Annotated in this window: 19 protein-coding genes and 1 tRNA gene; 11 read left to right on the top strand and 9 right to left on the bottom strand. The window is 76.4% G+C overall.

What is annotated here, in order from left to right; genetic code table 11:
* Positions 1-156: 156 nt before the first annotated feature.
* The 3 genes from ACI780_RS06290 (at position 157) to ACI780_RS06280 (ending at position 1,709) form a co-directional block, all read left to right on the top strand.
* Positions 157-609 carry an SRPBCC family protein gene (locus ACI780_RS06290; RefSeq protein ID WP_457001560.1) on the top strand — a complete coding sequence of 151 codons (453 nt, stop codon included), beginning with the start codon at positions 157-159 and terminating at the stop codon, positions 607-609.
* 160 nt (positions 610-769) lie between these two features.
* Complete coding sequence (locus tag ACI780_RS06285; RefSeq protein ID WP_457001558.1) at positions 770-1,084, top strand: YdhR family protein; 315 nt, start codon at positions 770-772, stop codon at positions 1,082-1,084.
* 46 nt (positions 1,085-1,130) lie between these two features.
* Positions 1,131-1,709, top strand: a complete 579-nt coding sequence (locus tag ACI780_RS06280) for an MBL fold metallo-hydrolase (RefSeq protein ID WP_456869574.1) — start codon at positions 1,131-1,133, stop codon at positions 1,707-1,709.
* Between the two features lies 1 nt (position 1,710).
* Here ACI780_RS06280 and ACI780_RS06275 read toward each other — a convergent pair whose 3' ends face one another.
* From ACI780_RS06275 to ACI780_RS06250, 6 genes are all read right to left on the bottom strand, one after another.
* Positions 1,711-2,127, bottom strand: coding sequence for a DUF1232 domain-containing protein (locus ACI780_RS06275; protein WP_457001556.1), 417 nt, complete (start codon positions 2,125-2,127; stop codon positions 1,711-1,713).
* 41 nt (positions 2,128-2,168) lie between these two features.
* A complete protein-coding gene (locus ACI780_RS06270) occupies positions 2,169-3,476 on the bottom strand; it encodes an aminotransferase class I/II-fold pyridoxal phosphate-dependent enzyme (RefSeq protein WP_457001554.1) in 1,308 nt (435 codons plus the stop codon).
* A 339-nt stretch (positions 3,477-3,815) separates the two neighbouring features.
* Complete coding sequence (locus ACI780_RS06265) at positions 3,816-5,348, bottom strand: carboxyl transferase domain-containing protein (protein WP_456869571.1); 1,533 nt, start codon at positions 5,346-5,348, stop codon at positions 3,816-3,818.
* Positions 5,345-6,532, bottom strand: coding sequence for a CaiB/BaiF CoA transferase family protein (locus ACI780_RS06260; protein WP_456869570.1), 1,188 nt, complete (start codon positions 6,530-6,532; stop codon positions 5,345-5,347). The genes ACI780_RS06265 and ACI780_RS06260 overlap by 4 nt, the downstream gene beginning before the upstream one ends.
* A 16-nt stretch (positions 6,533-6,548) precedes the next feature.
* Positions 6,549-7,889 carry an SLC13 family permease gene (locus ACI780_RS06255; RefSeq protein WP_457001551.1) on the bottom strand — a complete coding sequence of 447 codons (1,341 nt, stop codon included), beginning with the start codon at positions 7,887-7,889 and terminating at the stop codon, positions 6,549-6,551.
* A 38-nt stretch (positions 7,890-7,927) separates the two neighbouring features.
* Entirely contained in the window at positions 7,928-8,521 is a 594-nt protein-coding gene (locus ACI780_RS06250) for a 5-formyltetrahydrofolate cyclo-ligase (protein WP_457001549.1), read from the bottom strand.
* An 83-nt stretch (positions 8,522-8,604) separates the two neighbouring features.
* Here ACI780_RS06250 and galU point away from each other — a divergent pair, with 83 nt between their 5' ends.
* The 7 genes from galU (at position 8,605) to ACI780_RS06215 (ending at position 14,073) form a co-directional block, all read left to right on the top strand.
* The gene (galU, locus tag ACI780_RS06245; protein WP_457001547.1) at positions 8,605-9,519 is read left to right on the top strand and encodes a UTP--glucose-1-phosphate uridylyltransferase GalU; all 915 of its coding nucleotides are present in this window, start codon (positions 8,605-8,607) and stop codon (positions 9,517-9,519) included.
* 32 nt (positions 9,520-9,551) lie between these two features.
* Positions 9,552-10,946 (top strand): molybdotransferase-like divisome protein Glp, encoded by a 1,395-nt coding sequence (glp, locus tag ACI780_RS06240; RefSeq protein ID WP_457001545.1) that lies wholly within the window; start codon positions 9,552-9,554, stop codon positions 10,944-10,946.
* 1 nt (position 10,947) lies between these two features.
* Complete coding sequence (locus tag ACI780_RS06235; protein WP_456869632.1) at positions 10,948-11,574, top strand: GNAT family N-acetyltransferase; 627 nt, start codon at positions 10,948-10,950, stop codon at positions 11,572-11,574.
* A 157-nt stretch (positions 11,575-11,731) separates the two neighbouring features.
* Positions 11,732-12,430, top strand: coding sequence for a divisome protein SepX/GlpR (gene sepX, locus ACI780_RS06230; RefSeq protein WP_457001543.1), 699 nt, complete (start codon positions 11,732-11,734; stop codon positions 12,428-12,430).
* Positions 12,431-12,489: 59 nt separating this feature from the next.
* Positions 12,490-12,563 (top strand) — tRNA-Ala (locus tag ACI780_RS06225).
* A gap of 150 nt (positions 12,564-12,713) precedes the next feature.
* Complete coding sequence (locus tag ACI780_RS06220; RefSeq protein ID WP_457001541.1) at positions 12,714-13,820, top strand: polyphosphate kinase 2 family protein; 1,107 nt, start codon at positions 12,714-12,716, stop codon at positions 13,818-13,820.
* Positions 13,821-13,833: 13 nt separating this feature from the next.
* Positions 13,834-14,073 carry a hypothetical protein gene (locus tag ACI780_RS06215; protein WP_456869563.1) on the top strand — a complete coding sequence of 80 codons (240 nt, stop codon included), beginning with the start codon at positions 13,834-13,836 and terminating at the stop codon, positions 14,071-14,073.
* Here the strand turns inward: ACI780_RS06215 and ACI780_RS06210 are convergent.
* The gene (locus tag ACI780_RS06210; protein ID WP_456869562.1) at positions 14,042-15,568 is read right to left on the bottom strand and encodes a dolichyl-phosphate-mannose--protein mannosyltransferase; all 1,527 of its coding nucleotides are present in this window, start codon (positions 15,566-15,568) and stop codon (positions 14,042-14,044) included. The two genes, ACI780_RS06215 and ACI780_RS06210, sit on opposite strands and share 32 nt — an antisense overlap.
* A 54-nt stretch (positions 15,569-15,622) precedes the next feature.
* Here ACI780_RS06210 and rsmI point away from each other — a divergent pair, with 54 nt between their 5' ends.
* On the top strand, positions 15,623-16,462 hold the full coding sequence (gene rsmI, locus ACI780_RS06205) for a 16S rRNA (cytidine(1402)-2'-O)-methyltransferase (protein WP_456869561.1): 840 nt from the start codon (positions 15,623-15,625) through the stop codon (positions 16,460-16,462).
* Positions 16,463-16,569: 107 nt separating this feature from the next.
* Here rsmI and ACI780_RS06200 read toward each other — a convergent pair whose 3' ends face one another.
* Complete coding sequence (locus tag ACI780_RS06200) at positions 16,570-17,568, bottom strand: DUF559 domain-containing protein (protein WP_457001538.1); 999 nt, start codon at positions 17,566-17,568, stop codon at positions 16,570-16,572.
* A gap of 90 nt (positions 17,569-17,658) precedes the next feature.
* On the bottom strand, positions 17,659-18,786 hold the full coding sequence (gene corA, locus ACI780_RS06195) for a magnesium/cobalt transporter CorA (RefSeq protein WP_457001536.1): 1,128 nt from the start codon (positions 18,784-18,786) through the stop codon (positions 17,659-17,661).
* Positions 18,787-18,817: the final 31 nt, after the last annotated feature.

Below are 18,817 nucleotides of genomic sequence, written 5' to 3'. Positions count from 1 at the left end.
GGCCTTCGACTGCCAATGATGCGCCACGCTGCGGCCCGGCGTCCACGTCTCCCGCCGGACGTCGTGTCGGGCGAGGTGAGCGCCACTGTCGTCCCCCGCTGGCAGGGTGCCGGGCGTCGCCGGTGCGGCGGCCCTACGGCGAGGAGGCGGGTCAGCATGCGGGACGTGGAGGTGCGCCGGCACGTGGCGGCACCGGTGGAGCGGGTGTGGGCGGTGGCCACCGACCTCGCGGGAGCGCCGCGGGTGGTCCGGGGCATCGACGCGGTGGAGGTGCTGACGCCGGGGGAGTTCGGCGTCGGGACGCGGTGGCGGGAGACCCGCACGATGCTGGGGCGCCCGGCCACCGAGGAGATGACCGTCACCGCGGTGGAGCCGCAGCGGTCCTACACGACCGAGGCGGTGCGGCCGGGGGTCCGGTACCTGTCGACGGTGGCGGTGACGCCGGCCGGCGACGGCGCCAGCGACCTGGCGATGACGTTCGGGGCCCGGCCGACGTCCACGCTGGCGCGGGTCCTCGGTGCGGTCACCGCACCGCTCGGCCGCCGCGCGGTGGCCCGGGCGCTGGAGGGGGACCTGGCCGACATCGCCGCCGCGGCCGAGCGGTCCTGACGGGCCGGTGCCCTGCCGCCCGCGTGCGGCGGACGGCCCTCGGTGACGGCACGCGGTCCGGCTCCCCGCCCGTGCGGCCGGAGCCCCGGCCCGACGGCGGGGCGAGGAGCATCGCCGCACCGGTCCGGGCGACCGTGGCCGTTGATCCGGGGGAGGCTCCGTGCACGTGTCGGTCTTCGAGTACCGCGTCCGCGGGATGGACCCGTCCGAGTGGGGCCGGGTCTGCGCGGAGGAACTGGCTCCTGTCTTCGCCGAGGTCCCCGGCCTGCGCAGCAAGATCTGGCTGCGCTCGGCCGACGGCGGCGCCGGCGGGGTCTACCTGTGGGAGGACGAGGCGGCCTACCGGGCGTTAGTGGCCAGCGACCTCGGTGCGGGGCTGGCGCGGCACCCGCACATCGAGGGGCTCACCGTGCGCGACTGGGCGGTCGACGAGGCCGCCACCGCGGTCACCGGGGGCGACCTGCAGCCCGCCTGAACGCAGGCGCCCTGCGGGCAGCGGCGCCCCGCCCTACCGTGCCCGCATGGCCGACCTCGCCCGCACCGCCCGCGTCGACGTCCTGGTCGAGGGCTACGCCCGGCTGCCGCACGTGGCCGGCACGGTCACCCTCGTCCGCGACGCCGGGCGGACGATCGTCGTCGACCCGGGGATGGTGGCCGACCGGGAGGAGATCCTCGGTCCCCTCCGCGAGCTCGGCGTCGCGCCCGGGGACGTGACCGACGTCGTCCTGAGCCACCACCACCTCGACCACACGCTCAACGTGGCGCTGTTCCCCGTGGTCCCGGTGCACGACTTCCAGTCGGTGATCGAGGGCGACGTCTTCACCCGGCGTCCGGCCGACGGGGTGCAGCTCACGCCCGCCGTCCGGCTGCTGGCCACGCCGGGGCACACGCCGCAGGACGTCACCACGCTGGTCGGCACGCCCGACGACGTCGTCGCGCTGACCCACCTGTGGTGGACCGGCGAGGGCCCGGCCGACGACCCCTACGCGCCCGACCGCGACCAGCTGCGCGCGCAGCGCGAGCGGGTGCTGGACCTGGCCACGCTCGTCGTCTGCGCGCACGGCGCGCCGTTCCGCCCGCAGGCGTCGACGCCGCGCTGACTCACCCCGGTAGCCGCGTGGCCCGGCGCAGCGCCGCCAGGCCCGCCGCCGTCCCCGGCCAGTGCCGGTCGACCGCGCCGGGCCCGGCCCGGCGGACCACCGAGCGCAGCACCACGGCGACGGCGACGGCGTCGTCGGCGAAGCCGATCACCGGGATGACGTCGGGCACGAGGTCGACCGGCAGCGCCAGGTAGCCCAGCAGCAGCCACAGCCGCACGCGGACCCCGCGGGGCAGGCTCCGGTCGGCGGCCAGCCGGCGGACCAGGCGGACGACGTCGGGCAGCAGCCGCAGCAGCTCCCGGGCCCGCAGCTCGTCGGGCCGGGCTCGCCACAGCGCCGCCACGAGCGCTCCCCAGCACAGCAGCAGACCGCCCGCGACGCCGGTCAGCGTCCACGCCCAGCCGGGCACCGCGCTCACCTCCCGGCACCGCGTCCCCGACCACCATCGTCGGCGGGGGATCAGGCGACGGCCAGCCGCCCGCCGACCTCCTGCCCGGCCTCCCCCTGCCCGGCGTCCTCGGCGTCCCGGGTGGACAGCACCGCGGCGGCCACCGAGCCCGCGGCGGCCTGCAGCTGCTCGGCGGTGTGCGTGGCCATGACCGACAGCCGCAGCACCCCCTTGCCCCGCGGGACGGCGGGGTAGCCGACCGCGTTGCAGTAGACGCCGGCCTCGTAGGCCGCCCGCCACGCCGCCACGGTCGCCTCGGGGCTGCCGGTCGGCACGGCGATCACCGCGCCGCTGCCGGGCAGCGGGGGCGTGCCGGCGGCGCTGAGCTCCACGCGCAACCGCCGGCCGTTCTCCTGCAGCCGCGTCCGGCGCTCGGGCTCGGCGCGCAGGATGCGCAGGGCGGCCAGGGCCGCACCGACGCCGGCCGGCTCGTTGGCGGCGCTGAACACGTAGGGGACGGCGCTCGCGCGGATGCCGTCGGCCACCCGGTGGCTGGTCAGGACCGCGCCGCCGACGCTGGCCAGCGACTTGCTGAACGCGATGGTGACCGCGTCGACCCGGTCCAGCGCGCCGGTGTGCTCGGCCGCGCCGCGCCCGCGCGCGCCGAGCACCCCCAGGCCGTGCGCCTCGTCGACGACCAGCCGGGCGCCGTACGCGTCGCACAGGTCGGCGATCGCGGCCAGCGGCGCGGTCTCGCCGGTCATCGAGTAGACGCCGTCGACGACCACCACGGCACCGGCCCGCGGATCGAGCCGCTCCAGCCGCCGCGCGAGGGACTCGACGCTGTTGTGCCGGAAGCGGATCGTCGTGCCGCGGCTGGCGGCCGCGCCGGCGTGCACGCTGGCGTGCGCGTGGGCGTCGACCAGCAGCGCGTCGCCGGGGCCGCAGGCGGTCGACAGCAGCGCCGTGTTCGCGTTGACGCCCGAGGAGGTCAGCACCGCGGCCTCGACGCCGTAGTGGTCGGCGAGCTCCTCCTCCAGCTGCAGGTGCAGCCGGGTGGTGCCGTTGAGGACCCGGCTGCCCGACGTGCTGGTGCCGTAGCGGCGGACCGCGTCGACCGCGGCCTCGACCACCCGCGGGTCCCCGGCCAGGCCGAGGTAGTTGTTGCTGCCCAGGTTCACCCGCGGCACGCCGTCGTCGTAGACGGTGACCGGCTCGGGCGCGCCCGCGGTCGGGACGCCGTGCGTGGCGGTGCCGGTGCGGGCGTGCTCGCGGAACATCGCGGCGAGCGGGTCGTGCAGCAGCGGGGCGAAGGCGTCGCGCCGGCCGCTCCCGTGGTCCCGGCCGGAGAGCGGGCCGGGGGTCGGGGCGTCGTGCACGGGGGCTCCGTTCGGTCGGGTGCCGGCAGGTCCGGCGGCGAGTCACCCTCACCGCCGTCGTCACTGTGCGTCAACGGTGGGTGTGCTCACAGTTCGACCGGGTGTCCCTCGTGCCCCCGTCAGGTGACCCCAGGTCGTCGATGACTCACCCTGCGTACCACCTCTCGGGTCGGTGACCTGCGCGGACGGGTGAGACGCGCCGGACAGGACCGGCGACCGCGCGGACGGCGCCCCGTCGCGTCCTCCCTCACCGTGCGGCGTCCTCCCGCACGTCCCACCGTGAGGGAGGACGTCCCACGATCAGGTCACCTGATCGTGCGCCGCCCCCGCAGGAGCCCGTCAGCGGCCGAGGTGGCGGTACCGGTGCAGCCGGCTGCGGTGCCGCTCGGCGTCCTCGCGGCCGAGCAGGCCGGCCAGCTCGTCGCCGAGCACCCGCCCGAGCCTGCGGCAGAACTCCACCGGCTCGTCGGCGGCGTCGGGCCGCTCGGGCACCACCCGGTCGACGATCCCCGCCCGCCACAGGTCGGTCGCCCGCACGCCCTGCCCGGCGGCCATCTCCGGCGCCCGGTCGACGGTGTGGTGCACGATCGCCGAGGCGCCCTCCGGCGGCAGCGGGCCCAGCCAGCCGTTGGCCGCCGCGAGCACCCGGTCGGCGGGCACCAGCGCCAGTGCGCCGCCGCCGGTGCCCTGGCCGAGCAGCACGGCCAGCGTCGGCGCCCGCAGCGTCACGAGGTCCTCGAGGCAGCGGGCGATCTCCGCGGCCAGCCCGCCCTCCTCGGCCTCCCGGGACAGCGCCGCGCCGGGGGTGTCGATGAGCGTGACCAGCGGCAGGTGCAGCTCGGCGGCCAGCCGCATGCCGCGCCGCGCCTCCCGCAGCGCGGCCGGGCCCAGCGGTGCCGACAGCGACTGCCCGCGCCGGTCCTGGCCGAGCACCACGCACGGCGCGCCGCCGAAGCGGGCCAGCGCCAGCAGCAGCCCGGGGTCCTTCTCGCCGGCGCCGGTGCCCGAGAGCCCGACGATGTCGGTGGCCGCCGTGCGCAGCAGCCGCCGTACCCCGGGCCGGTCGCGGCGCCGGGAGGCGGTGACGACGTCCCAGGCGGTGCGCCCGTCTGCACCGTCCACCCCGACCAGCCCCGCGTCGGTGCCGTCCTCGGGCGCGGGCCGCTCGGCGTCGCGGACGTCGAGGTGCCAGGTCCGCCGCGCCGAGAGCACCGACAGCGCGCGGTCGGCGAGGTCGGCGACGTCCTCGTGGGCGACGACGGCGTCGATGAGCCCGCGCCGGGCCAGGTGCTCGGCGGTCTGCACGCCCTCGGGGAACGGCTCGCCGTGCAGCGCCGCGTACACCCGCGGCCCGAGGAAGCCGATCGCGGCCCCCGGCTCGGCGATGGTCACGTGCCCGAGCGACCCCCACGAGGCGAGCACGCCGCCGAACGTCGGGTCGCGCAGGTACACCAGGTAGGGCAGGCCCGCGGCCTTGTGCCGGGCGATCGCGGCGGTGATGCCGATCATCTGCAGGAAGGCGACCGTGCCCTCCTGCATCCGCGTGCCGCCCGACACCGGCGCGGCCAGCAGCGGCAGTCCCTCGTCGGTGGCCCGCTCGACGGCGGCGACCAGCCGCTCGGCGGTGGCGACGCCGATGGAGCCGGCGAGGAAGCCGAACTCCCCGGCGACGACGGCCACCCGCCGCCCGCGCAGCCGGCCCTCCCCGGTGACGACGGCCTCGTCCTGCCGGGACCGCTCGGCGGCCGCGCGCAGCTCCGCGGCGTAGCCGGGGTCGACGTCGCGGGGGCCGATCGGCGTGTCCCAGCTCGTCCAGGACCCCGGGTCGAGGACGAGGTCGCGCAGCGCTCGGGCGTCGAGGCGCCCGCTCACGCCTCCGGCCCGGACAGCCAGGCGCGGACCGCCGCGTCCGAGCCGCCCAGCACCGGGGGCGCGGCGTGCTCGCGGCGGGTGGTCTCGGTCTCGCCGTCGGGGCCGGCGGCGAAGAACCGCAGCGGCGGGCCGGGCAGCTGCAGCCGGCCCAGGGTGGCGTGCTCGACGTCGACGAGCAGGCCCTGCGACAGGGTCTGGTCCCAGCCGTAGACCTCGTCGAGGGTGCGCACCTTGCCGGCCGGGACGCCGGCCTCGGCCAGCCGGGCGAGCAGCTCCTCCGGGCCGGTGTCGGCGAAGGTGCGCTCGAGCAGCTCGATCACCTGCTGCCGGTTGCCCACCCGCTCGTGGTTGGTCGCCATCCCCGGCGCCTCGGGGTCGAGGCCGAACTCGGCGCACAGCCGCCGCCACAGCCCCTCCGACCCGCAGGAGAGCTGCACGCTGCCGCCCTTGCAGTGGAACAGGCCGTACGGCGCGATCGAGGGGTGGTGGTTGCCCTGCGCGCGGCCCACCTGGCCCCCGACGGTCCACGCGGTCCCCTGGAAGGCGTGCACCCCGACGATCGCGGCCAGCAGCGAGGTGCGCACCACCTGGCCGCGGCCGGTCCGCTCCCGCTCCAGCAGCGCCGCCAGCACGCCGTAGGCGCCGTACATGCCGGCCAGCAGGTCACCGATCGGCACGCCGACCCGCTGCGGGTCGTCCGGACCCGACCCGGTCAGCGACATCAGCCCGCCCTCGCCCTGCGCGATCTGGTCGTACCCGGCGCGGCTGCCCTCGGGGCCGTCGTGGCCGAACCCGCTGATCGAGAGGGTGACCAGCCGCGGGTTGAGGCCGGCGAGCACGTCGGTGCCGAAGCCGAGGCGGGCCAGCGTGCCGGGGCGGAAGTTCTCCAGCAGCACGTCGGCGCGGCGCACCAGCTCGCGCAGCAGCTCCTTGTCGCCGTCGTCCTTCAGGTCGAGGGTGACCGACTCCTTGTTCCGGTTGGTCGACAGGAAGTACGTCGACTCCCGGTCGGCCCCCTCCGGCTGGACGAACGGCGGGCCCCAGCCCCGGGTGTCGTCCCCGCTGCCGGGGCTCTCGACCTTGATCACCCGCGCGCCGAGGTCGCCGAGCATCATGCCCGCGTGCGGCCCGGCCAGCGCGCGGGTCAGGTCGACGACGAGGATCCCGTCGAGTGGTCCGGTCATGTGTCCCTCTCCTGTCTCACAGCCAGCTCGGGACGACGACGAAGACCAGCCAGGCCAGCAGCGGCCCGACGGCGACGACGATCCCGGAGTAGGCCAGGATCTGCTTGTAGAAGCGGTCCCGGTCGACGTCCTGCGCGTTGGCCAGGACCAGCGCGCCGTTGGTGGAGAACGGGCTGACGTCCACGATGGTCGAGGCCACGGACAGGGCGACCACCACACCCACCGCGCCGATGTCCCCGGCCTGCAGGAACGGCACCGCGAGCAGGATGGCCACGCCGATGATGGCGGTCGACGACGCGAAGGCCGACACCACCCCGCCGATGTAGCAGAGCAGCAGCGCGATGAGCAGGGGCATGCCGAGCCCGATCACGGCCTCGCCGACGTAGTCGATGGTGCCGGCCTCCTGCAGGACGAAGACGAACGTCAGGACGCCGGCGATGAGCAGGACGGTGGACCAGCTGATCTGGGTGACCGCGCCCTTGTGCTCCTGCGCGGAGAACAGCGCCAGCACGACGGCGACGGTGATCGAGACGAACCCGATGTCGAGGTCGAAGGCGAGGGCCAGGACCGCGACGACGGCCAGCCCGACCAGGGTGAGCACCTGCTCGACGCCGACGGGCTGGGCGACCTCGGGGTGCACGTGCTCGTCGTCGTCCCCTCCGACGCCGGGGCCGGGGGCGGCGCCGTGCCCCCGGACGACGGTGCCGTGGGCGTGCTCGACGTGGGCCAGCGGCTCGGCGGCCACCTTCCGGCCGAGCAGCTGCCGGCCGCCCAGGACGAGGAACAGCACCAGCGCGATGGCCAGGTTGAAGAACAGCGCGCCGAGGAAGAGCGCGAGCGGGCTGCTCGGCAGGCCCTCGTCCTCGACGATCGTGTTGACCGTGACGCCGTAGACGCTGATCGGTGAGAAGCCGCCGCCCTGGGCGCCGTGGATGACCATCATGCCCATCAGCAGCGGGCTGATCCCGTGCCGCGCGGCGAAGGTCAGCGCGATCGGCGCGATGATCGCCACCGCGGCGGGGGAGAGCGCGCCGATCGCGGTGAGCAGCGCGGTGACGGCGAACATGATCCAGGGGATGGCCGCGACGTGGCCGCCGACCAGCCGCACCGCCCCGCGGACCAGCAGGTCGACGGTCCCGTTGTTCTGCGCGATGGCGAACAGGTACGTGACGCCGATCAGGGTCAGCACCAGCTCGGCGGGGAAGCCGCCGAGGATCTCCTCGGTGCTCAGCCCGACCGACAGCGTGCCCACGAGGAAGGCGGCGACGAAGGCCAGCGCCCCCATGTTGATGGGCAGGAACGTGGCGATGGCGAAGATGGCGACGAGCGCCAGGATCGAGACGATCTCCGGAGACACGGCGGGCTCCCCTCGACGGCGCCGACCGGCCCACCGTGTCACCTACCGGCGGGTATCTCCTGCCAGCCGCCGGAGGGGGTGACGACGGCGGTCACCGGGCGGTCGTGGGCCAGGGCCGGCAGCCGGTCGAGCAGCTCGTCGTCGAAGACCAGCGCCACCACCACCGCGCCCGGGCGCACGTGCTGCAGGGCCCGGTCGTACCAGCCCCCGCCGCGGCCGAGCCGGGTGCCGTCGCGGTCGACGGCCAGCGCCGGCACCACGACGACCTCCGCCGTCCCCACCGCCGTCGGCCCGAGGCGCGGGCCGGCCGGCTCCAGGATCCCGTAGCGGCCCGGCACCAGCCGGCCGGTGTCGACCGCCCAGCGCAGGTCGCTGCCCGACTCGGGCATGACCGGCAGCAGCACCCGGGCGCCGAGCTGGGTGAAGGCGGCCGGCAGCCGCCCGGACCCGGGCTCGGTGTCCTCCGGCACGAAGGCCGCGAGCACGCGCACCCGCGCGAGGCGCGCGAGCAGCGTGCTGGTCACCGCCGCGGCGGCCGTGGCGCGCGCTGCGGGGGTGCGGTGCCGGCGGCCGGCCAGGATCCGGTCCCGCAGGACGGACTTGGCCGCCTCCGCGTCGGACGGTGCGCTCACGGGGGGAGGCTAGAGCCGCGACCGCCCCCGAGGGGGCCGGTAGGAGATCGTCCGGCGCGTGGCCCCTGGTTAGGCTGCCGCGCATGTCGACCCCGCAGCGCCCGGCGCGCAAGGCCGTCATCCCCGTCGCCGGGATGGGCACCCGGTTCCTCCCCGCCACCAAGGCGGTGCCGAAGGAGCTGCTGCCGGTCGTCGACCGCCCGGCGCTGCAGTACATCGTCGAGGAGGCCGCCCGCGCCGGTCTGGCCGAGGTGCTCATGGTCACCGGCCGCAACAAGGCCGCGATCGAGGACTTCTTCGACCGCACCCCCGAGCTCGAGACGGCGCTGGAGAAGAAGGGCGACGCCGGCCGGCTGGCCGCCGTCCAGGAGTCCACCGACGTCGCGCAGGTCCACTTCGTCCGGCAGGGCGAGGCGCGCGGGCTGGGCCACGCGGTGCTGCAGGCCGCCGCCTTCGTCGGCGAGGAGCCCTTCGCCGTGCTGCTCGGCGACGACCTCATCGACGCCCGCGACCACCTGCTCGAGCAGATGCTCGCGGTGCAGGCCGAGCACGGCGGCTCGGTGATCGCGCTGCTCGACGTCGGCCGCGAGAACATCGACAAGTACGGCGCGGTGGCCATCCGGGAGGACACCCAGGAGGGTGTCGTGACCGTCACCGGCCTGGTGGAGAAGCCGCCGGTCGACGAGGCGCCCAGCAGCCTGGCCATCATCGGCCGCTACGTGCTCTCGCCGGAGGTCTTCGCCGTGCTGCGCGAGACCGCTCCCGGCCGCGGCGGGGAGATCCAGCTGACCGACGCGCTGGCCACGCTGGTCGAGCGCGGCGAGCCGCTGCACGGCGTGGTCTTCGACGGCCGCCGCTACGACACCGGCGACAAGCTCGACTACCTCAAGGCGGTCATCCGGCTGGCCGCCGAGCGGGAGGACCTCGGGCCGGCGCTGCGCTCCTGGCTGACCGAGTTCGTGGCCGACCTGCCCGCCGAGGGCGCGTCGCAGGCCTGAGCCGGTCCCCGCAGGGGGGACGATCGGGGGCGATGACCGAGAACGGCACGGGCCGGGGGCCCCGGGACACGACGGCGCTGGACCTCCGCAGCGGGGCCACCCTCGACCCGCCGACGTCCCCGGGGCTGCCGGCGCACGCCACCGCGCAGATCGACCGCGGTGCCGTGCCGCCGCCGCCCGCGCCCGCCGAGCCGGAGACGCCGGTGCTGCGGACGGTGGAGGCCCACCTCGACGAGATCCTCGCCGCGGTGCCCCAGCCCGAGCCGATCGAGCTCGCCGTCCTCGACGCCCAGGGCCTGCTCTGCGCCGAGGACGTGGTCAGCGCCCGCGCGCTGCCCGCCTTCGACCAGGCCGCCCTCGACGGCTACGCCGCCCGCGCCGAGGACGTCGCCGCCGCGACCCCTGACGCGCCGGTCGAGCTCGCCGTCGTCGGGGAGACCGTCGCCGGGGCCGCCACGCCCGCCGCGCTCGCCCCCGGGCTGGCGCAGAAGGTGAGCGCCGGCGCGATGCTGCCCACCGGCGCCGACGTCGTCGTCCCCGGGGTCTGGACCGACGGCGGCGTGGTGCGCGTGCAGGTGCACGCCGGCCCGGAGGCGGGCAGCTACGTCCGCCGCACGGGCGACGACGTCTCGCCCGGCACCGCCGCCGTCTCCGTGGGCACGCCCATCGGGCCGGCGCAGATCAGCCTGCTGGCCGCGGTGGGCCGCGACCGGGTGCAGGTGCGGCCGCGGCCGCGGGTCGCCGTGCTGTCCGCCGGCGGCGAGCTGGTCGACATCACCACCCAGCCGGCGCCCGGGCAGGTGGTCGACGTCAACAGCTACGCGCTGGCCGCCGCCGCCCGCGACGCCGGGGCCGCCGCCTACCGGTGGGGGATCCTGCCCACCGAGCGGCGCCGGCTGACCGAGGTGCTGGAGAGCCAGCTGCTGCGCAGCGACCTGGTGCTGATCGCCGGCACGTTCGCGAGCGAGGGCGACCTGGTGCAGGAGGTGCTCGCCGAGCTCGGCCCGATGCACTTCCGTCAGGTGACCATGCACCCCGGTGCCGTGCAGGGCTTCGGCCGGCTGGGCCGCGACGGCGTCCCGGTGATCTGCGTGCCCGGCGAGCCGGTCGCGGCGCTGGTGTCCTTCGAGGTCTTCGTCCGGCCGGCGATCCGCTCGATGCTCGGCAAGCGGCAGCTGTTCCGCCGCACCGTGCAGGCGATCTCCGCCGAGCGGCTGCTCTCGCCGCTGGGCTACCGGCAGTACCTGCACGGCCAGGTCATGCGCCACCCCGACGGCGGCTACGTCGTCGAGCCGCTCGGCGACGGCGACGAGGCGATGCTCGCCCGGATGGCGCGCGCCAACTGCCTGGTCGTCGTCGACGAGGACGTCACCGAGGTCGCCGAGGGCGGGCTGGTGACGGTCATGCCGCTGCTGCTGGGCGGCTGAGCTGGAACCGGCGCCCCACCCCGGCTGGCCGGCCCGGCTGGCCTACGGCCCGGTCGAGCTGGACCCGCTCGGGCGCGGCGACGCGGCGGAGTGGAGCCGGCTGCGGCTGGCCAACGAGTCGTGGCTGCGGCCGTGGGAGCCCACCGCGCCGGTGGCCTGGTCGGTCCGGCACACGCCGGCGGCCTACCGGGCGATGCGCCGCTCGCTGGCCCGCCGCGCCCGGGCGGGGACGTCGATGCCGTTCGCCGTCCGGGTCGAGGGCCGCCTGGCCGGGCAGGTGACCGTGGACAACATCGTCCGCGGCGCGCTGCGCTCGGGGTCGCTGGGCTACTGGATCGACCGCGCCGTCGCCGGGCGGGGGATGGCCTCGCTGGCCGTGGCGCTGGTGTGCGACCATGCGTTCGGCGCCGCCGGACTGCACCGGCTGCAGGCCGACATCCGGCCGGAGAACCGGCCCAGCCAGCGGCTGGTGGAGCGGCTCGGGTTCACCCGCGAGGGCCTGCTGCGCCGCTACCTCGACATCGACGGCGACTGGCGCGACCACTGGTCCTACGCGCTGCTGGCCGAGGACGTCCCCGGCGGGGTGCTCGGCCGCTGGCGGTCCGGGGCGCCCGGTCTACCACGCTGACGCTCGGTGACCGGTCGGCTCCATGTCGACACGCCGCCGTCCCCGCCACTCCCGTCCCACAACACTCCGGCGACACGCCCGCGCGCCTCCCTCTTCCTGGGGATCGACCTGCATAACCTGCCGCGGCAAGTGACTCGTGTGACGGGTGGTGTTCTCGATGGGGTCAGGCGTGCTGCTCGCCGCGCTGGTCGTGCTCTGGTTCGTCGTGCTGGTGCCCATGGTGGTGACCCGCGGTGACTCCTCGACGGCGCGCGCCGAGGTGACCCCCGGCCGGACGCTGCAGCGGCGCCGGGGGAGCGACCCGGTGCGCTCGGCGGCGACCGAGCGGGTGTCGGTGGACCGTGAGCTGCTGCGCAGCACCGGCGAGCTGCGGGTCGACGTGCACGCCGTCCGGCGCCGCACGCTGGCCGGCCTGGTGGCGCTCACGCTGCTGGCGCTGGTCGGGGCCCTGACGCTCACGCCGTGGTTGTGGGTGGCGCAGGGGCTGCTCGACGTCGCCGTCGTCGCCTACCTGGTGGTGCTGCGCGCCGCGGTGCGCCGCGAGCAGGCCGCCGCCCGCCGCGCGGCCCGGGCCGCGGCCCGCTCGGCCGCCCGCCCGGCTCCCGCGCCGCGCCGCGCACCGGAGGCGCGTCCCGCCCCGGCGCCGGTGGCCGAGGAGCCGGTGCACTCCACCGTCGGCCTGCCGCACCCGAGCCTGCCGCTCGCGCCGGTCCACCCGCTGCGCCCGGCGCGCGTGGTGGCCGCCCGCACCCCGGCGCCGGCCGGCTGGCAGGACAGCGCCGTCGTCGGCCTGGACGACGACGACATCGGGTTCGCCGAGATCGACTACTACCAGCCGCGGGTGGTCAACGGCTGACGCGGGGCCACCCCCTCCCACGGCACCGGGGCGGCGGCAGGTACTCTCGTCCTCCGTCAGGGGCTGTGGCGCAGTCCGGTAGCGCACCTCGTTCGCATCGAGGGGGTCAGGGGTTCGAATCCCCTCAGCTCCACCCTGAGACCGACGCCGTCGGGGCACCCGCCCCGGCGGCGTCGTCTCGTTCCCGGGCGGCCGTCGCTGGACGGCTTCGCCAGCGCGAGGTCCGCGACTTCGTCACACGTGCGCAGCCGGGCCGGCCGCCGGCGGTCCTAGCGTGACCGGCATGGCGGCGCAGCGGACCCCGGTCGCCTCCCTCGCGGAGGCCCAGCCGGTGGAGCTGCACCTCGACGGCGCCTGGCGGGCCGGCGCGCTGCTGGGGTGGCGGCACGACGCCGACGGCCGCTGCCGGGTGCGGGTCCGGGTCGAGCGGGTGGGCGTGCCGCGCGTGGTGTGGGCACCGCTGGAGCTGCTGCGGCTGCCCGCGCCGGCCGGGCCGCCCGACGTCGTGGTGCCGGTCCCGCGCGGGTCCCTGCCGCCGCCGCACCGGGCCGCCGCACCCGCCTCGCGCCCCCGCGGCGCGGGGGCCGCCGACGCCGGCCGGTGGACGCCGGGCCGGGCGGTGCCCGACGGGACCGGCGCGCCGCAGCGGCCGCAGACCTGGCGCGAGGACCACCCGTACCCCGAGCTGCTGCGCCGCCGCGACTACGAGCCGCAGCTGTGCCGGCTGCAGCTGGAGCTGCTCAAGCTGCAGCGGCAGGTCGAGGAGCACCGCCGGCGCGTGGCGATCGTGGTCGAGGGCCGCGACGCCGCGGGCACGAGCGGGTTCGTCCGCTGCGTCACCGAGCACCTCGACCCGCGCACCGTCCGGGTGGTCGCGGCGCCGGACCGGTCGCAGGGCCCGGTGCGGCTCTCGCTGGCCCACCTGCCGGCCGCCGGGGAGATCGTCCTGTTCGACCGGTCCTGGTTCGGCCGGCCCGCGGTGGAGGCGGGGACCGGGGACGCCCTCCCGGCGGCGGCCGCCGCGGAGCGCCTGCTCGTGGCCGGCGGCCTGCACCTGGTCAAGCTGTGGTTCGCCGTGTCCCGCGGCGAGCAGCGGACCCGCCTCGCGCTGCGCCGCGACCCGCCGGCGCTCACGGCCGGCGACCTCGCCGTCCTCGACCGCTGGGACGACCACACCCGGGCCGAGCAGGCGGTGCTCGCCACCACCTCGACGCCGTCCGCGCCGTGGACGGTGGTCCGGGCCAACGACCGGCGGCGCGCCCGCCTCGAGGCCGTGCGGCACGTGCTGTCCGTCCTCGACCACCCCGGCCGCCACGACGACGCCGTCGGCGGACCCGACCCGCTGGTCGTCGTGCCGGCCCTGCCCCGTGCCGTCCTCGCCCGTTCCTGAGGTGGTCGCGGCGGTGCTGGCCGCCGTGACCGACCGCGATCCCGGGCGGCTGCGCCCGCTGCTGCACCCGTACCTGCACTGGACCGGGCCCGACGGCGCGGTGACCCGCGGCCGGACCCGGGTGCTCGCCCTCCTCGCCGCCGCCCCGGACCCGGACCCTCCGGCGGCCGTGGAGCTGCGCGACGGCCAGGTCTACCGCTGGGTGTGCCGGCCGGGCGGCGTCAGTACCAGGACGGGAACCACATCCGGGTGAGCCACTCGGCGTGCGTCAGCGGCTGCCCGGTGAGCACCGGGTAGAAGAAGGCGAACGTGCCGGCCACCACCGCCACGTAGCCGCTGACCGCCGCCAGGCCGGCGGTGCGGCGCCACGGCGGGTCCGTCGCCCGGCCGAGGACGTCCTGCAGCACGAGGACGACGGCGAGCACGAAGAACGGCAGCACCGGCGCGGTGTAGAACACGAACATCGTGCGCTCGGGGTTGAGGAACCACGTGCCCCAGCCCGCGGCGACCATGACGGCGACCAGGACGGCGGCGGGGTCCCGGCGGGCGACGATGCGCCAGGCGGTCCACACCAGCGCCGGCGCGAACGCCAGCCAGAGGGTCGGCGTCCCGACCATGAGGACGTAGCGGACCACCTGCTCGCCGGCGGCGTCGGTGAGGCCCTGCGGGTTCCACAGCAGGATCGGCCGGCCGTTGACCAGCCAGGTCCAGGGCCCGGACTCCCACGGGTGCGGCGTGGACAGGCCGTTGTGGAACGTCCACCACTCCACGTGCATGTGCCACCACGAGCGCAGCGCGTCGGGGACCCACGGGAACGCCGTCTCCGGGTTGCGCTGCGCCCACCAGCGCCCCTGCGCGGTCTCGCCGAGGAACCACCCGGCGAAGCTGGCGACGTAGGTCAGCACCGGCACCGCGGCCAGCGCCCAGGTGGCGCCGGGCAGGCCGCGGCGCAGCGCCGTCGCCGTCGGGCGGGGGACGCCGGCCTCCCGCCAGGCCGCGCGGTCCCAGAACAGCGACAGCACGGCGGCGAAGGCGAGGAAGTACAGGCCGCTCCACTTGACCGCGCAGGCGCAGCCGAACAGCAGCCCGGCGGCGATCCGCCAGCCGCGGGGGCCGAGCCGGAAGCCGGTGGCCGGGACCGGCCGGTGCCGCCGAACCCGCTCGCGCACGCGGTCGCGGTCGACGACCAGGCAGGCGACGGCGGCGAGGACGAACACCTGCAGGAAGACGTCGAGCAGGCCGATCCGCGACAGCGTGAAGGCCAGGCCGTCGAGGGCCAGCAGCAGCCCCGCGACGACGCCCAGCAGCGTCGAGCCGGTGACCCGCCGGGCCAGCCGGACCAGCAGGACGACGGCGACCGCCCCGGCCACCGCGGACGGGAACCGCCAGCCCAGGCTGGTGTAGCCGAACACGGCCTCGCCGCCGGCGATCATCCACTTGCCCAGCGGCGGGTGGACGATGAACGTGTAGCCGCGGTTGTACTCGTGGCCCCAGGTCAGCAGGTCCCAGCCCTCGGGCGGGTAGTACGCCTCGTCGAAGAGCAGGGTATCGGGGTAGCTGATGCCGACCAGGCGGCTGACGAGCGTCAGCAGGCCCAGCCCGAGCGCGAGCAGCCAGGACAGCAGGCGGTCGCCGGGCAGCGGCGGGACGCGGTCGACCCGGGGGCGCGGGACCGGCCGACGCCGGGCCGCGCGGGGCCGGTCCTGCGGCGGCCCGGCGTCGGCGCGCTCGGGAGCCAGGACCGCCATGGCCGCCAGGGTAGGTGGACCGCCCGACGGGGCCAGCGTGACAGGCTCGACGGCGTGACCGGACGGCTCGTGCTCGGCGGCGCCCCCCTCGGCCAGCCCGGCGACGTCGGCCCGCGGCTGCGGCAGGTGATGGCCTCGGCCGACGTGCTGGCGGTGGAGGACACCCGGCGGCTGCACCGGCTGGCGGCCGACCTGGAGGTCACGGTGACCGGCCGGGTGGTCACCTTCCACGAGTCGGTGGAGCGTGCGCGGCTGCCCGGGCTGCTCGCGGCGCTGGCCGACGGCGCCACCGTGCTGCTGCTCACCGACGCGGGGATGCCCTCGGTGTCCGACCCCGGCTACACGCTGGTGCGCGCGGCGGTCGACGCCGGCATCGAGGTCACCTCGGTGCCCGGGCCGACGGCGGTGACGACGGCGCTGGCGGTGTCCGGCCTGCCGGTGGACCGGTTCTGCTTCGAGGGCTTCCTGCCGCGGAAGGCGGGGGAGCGCCGCGCTCGGCTGGCGGGGCTGGCCGACGAGCGCCGCACGATGGTCTTCTTCGAGTCCCCGCACCGGCTCGCCGACGCGCTGGCCGACGCCGCGGAGGCCCTCGGCGGGGACCGGGCGGCCGCGGTGTGCCGGGAGCTGACCAAGACGCACGAGGAGGTCCGCCGCGGGTCCCTGGCCGAGCTCGCCGCGTGGGCGGCCGACGGCGTGCGCGGGGAGATCACCGTCGTGGTGGCCGGCGCGGTGCCGCGGCCGGTGTCGCTCTCGCCCGCCGAGCTCGCCGCGCTGGTGGCGGAGGAGGAGGCCGCGGGCGCCGGTCGCAAGGACGCCATCCGCGCCGTGGTCGCCCGCACCGGCCTGCCGCGGCGGACCGTCTACGACGCCGTCGTCGCCGCGAAGCCCACCTGACCCGGCCGTGCCGCCCGGGCGGTGCGCGGCATAGGAAGCTATCCGCACGTTCTCACGCCCCGGACGTGCGGATAGCTTCCTATGCCGCGTCGATCGAGGCGGGGACGTCAGCTCACGCGGAGCTGAGCGGCCCGCATGCGGTAGACCTCGAGGACCCGCCGGCGGACGAGGTCCGGGTCCCGGCGAACGTCGGCGTAGGTGAACCGGAGGACCACCCACCCGTGTGCGGCCAGCGCCGTGTCCCGGGCCAGGTCCCTGCGCCGGTCTTCCGGAGACGTGTGGTGGCGGGCTCCGTCGAGCTCGACCGCCAGCTTGACCTCCGGCCACGCGCGGTCCAGCCGGAAGGTGCCTTCCGGCAACGACAGGCGGTACTGGCCGGTGCTGCGCGGTAGGGAGCGGTGACGGAAGACGCCGAGAACGCCCAGAGCCTCGAGTTCGCTCTCGCAGCCGTCGTGCACCAGGTCGATGGCCTGCGCCAGCGTCCTGTGGCCGCCGACGTTCGGGCGTTCGGCCAGTGCCCCGATCAGCCCCGCCGCGGTCACGAGGCGCCGGCGGGCCGCATCCAGTACCAGGGGGCGACGTTCGGCGGGAGGCAGGAGCGGCCACGAGTCGACCAGGGAGCGCGCCAGCTCGGTGACGGGTACTCCCCGCCGGACGACGCACTGCGGCGGCTCTGCACTGAAGCGGAGGCGCCGGTGGACGACGAGGTCCTGGCTGCCGGCTCGGCGGACGCTCTGGTCGACGGTCAGGTGCACGGGACGGCGGAGCTCCACCAGGCCCCACACCGCCAGCGCGGACGTGTGACTGACCGCCGCTCCCGGACCCGCGTGGCACAGGGCGGCGCGGAGGAGCAGGTCGTCGTCCAACCGGTGACCACGTGCGGCGTAGACGTGCGGGAAGACCCGTGTCAGCGTCCCACGCCCGATGAAGCCGTCCAGCACCGTCGCCGGCACGTGCGCGAGCAGTTCCCTACGACTCGCGACGCCTGCGCACTCGATGAGGACCTCGGTGATCCGCTCTCGCCACTGCACGCGGGGACCGTGCCGGAGCCGTGCCGGCCCCCGAGGCTGTTGCAGGGCGTCTGTGGACGGGACGCGCTCGTCCACAGGCGGTAGCGCCCCGGCGCGGCATTGGAAGCTATGCGCACGTCTGGGCCCCCGTGACGTGCGAATAGCTTCCAATGCCCGGTCAAGCGGCTACAGCCAGCCGTTGCGCTTGAAGCCGCGGTAGAGCAGCACGCAGGCAACCGCGATGACCGCCAGCACCAGGAAGTAGCCGTAGCGCCAGCGCAGCTCGGGGATGTACTCGAAGTTCATCCCGTAGATGCCGGCGATCGCGGTGGGGACGGCGATGATCCCGGCCCAGGCGGAGATCTTCCGCATGTCCTCGTTGTCGGCCATCGACGTGCGGGCCAGCGAGGCCTGCAGGATCGACGACAGCAGCTCGTCGAGCGCGCCGAGCTGGTCGCGCACCCGGATGGCGTGGTCCTGCACGTCGCGGAAGTAGGAGCGCATGGCGTCGGGGACGACGTCGACCGGCCGCTCGGCCAGCTTCGCCAGCGGCACCTCCAGCGGCGCCACCGCCCGGCGCAGCGACATCAGCTCGCGCTTGAGCTGGTAGAGCCGGCCGATGTCGTCGGTGCGGTGCGGGCTGAACACCGACGCCTCGAGCTCGTCGACGTCGTCCTGCATCGCGGCCACCACCTCGACGAAGGCGTCGACGACGAGGTCGGCCACCGCGTAGAGGACCGCGGCCGGGCCGAGGCACAGCAGGTCGCGCTGCTCCTCCATCCGGTGCCGCAGGTCGGCGAGGTCGCCGTGCTCGCCGTGCCGCACGGTGATCACGTAGTCGCGGCCGAGGAAGACCATCACCTCGCCGGTCCCGACCACCTCGCTGGTCGAGGTCAGCTCCTCGTGCTCCACGTAGGTCGCCGTCTTGAGCACCATGAACAGGTCGTCGTCGTAGCGCTCGAGCTTGGGGCGCTGGTGGGCGTAGACGGCGTCCTCCACCGCCAGCGGGTGCAGCCCGTAGCGCTCGGCGATCCGCCCCAGCTCGGCCTCGGTCGGCTCGAACAGCCCCAGCCAGACGAAGCCGCCTCGCTCGGCGGCGGTCGCCAGCGCCTCGCCCGGGTCCACCGGCGGCTGGCGGTGGCCGTCGACGTACACGGCGCAGTCGACGACCGCCGGCACACCCGCCGGCCGGGCGGCGCTCTCGCGCGGCGCCCCCATCGGCCGCGGCCGTGCCATGGGCAGCGGCGGCCCCAGCGGCCCCGGCGGCGGCCCCGGCGGTGGCCCCGGCGACGTCGCCGGACGTGGATCGGCCACGGGCGCACCTCCTCCAATCCGCCCGCGAGGG

Source organism: Geodermatophilus sp. SYSU D00814 (assembly GCF_054050055.1).
The sequence above is the reverse complement of the archived record's forward strand: the minus strand, read 5'-3'. Positions and strand labels throughout refer to the sequence as shown.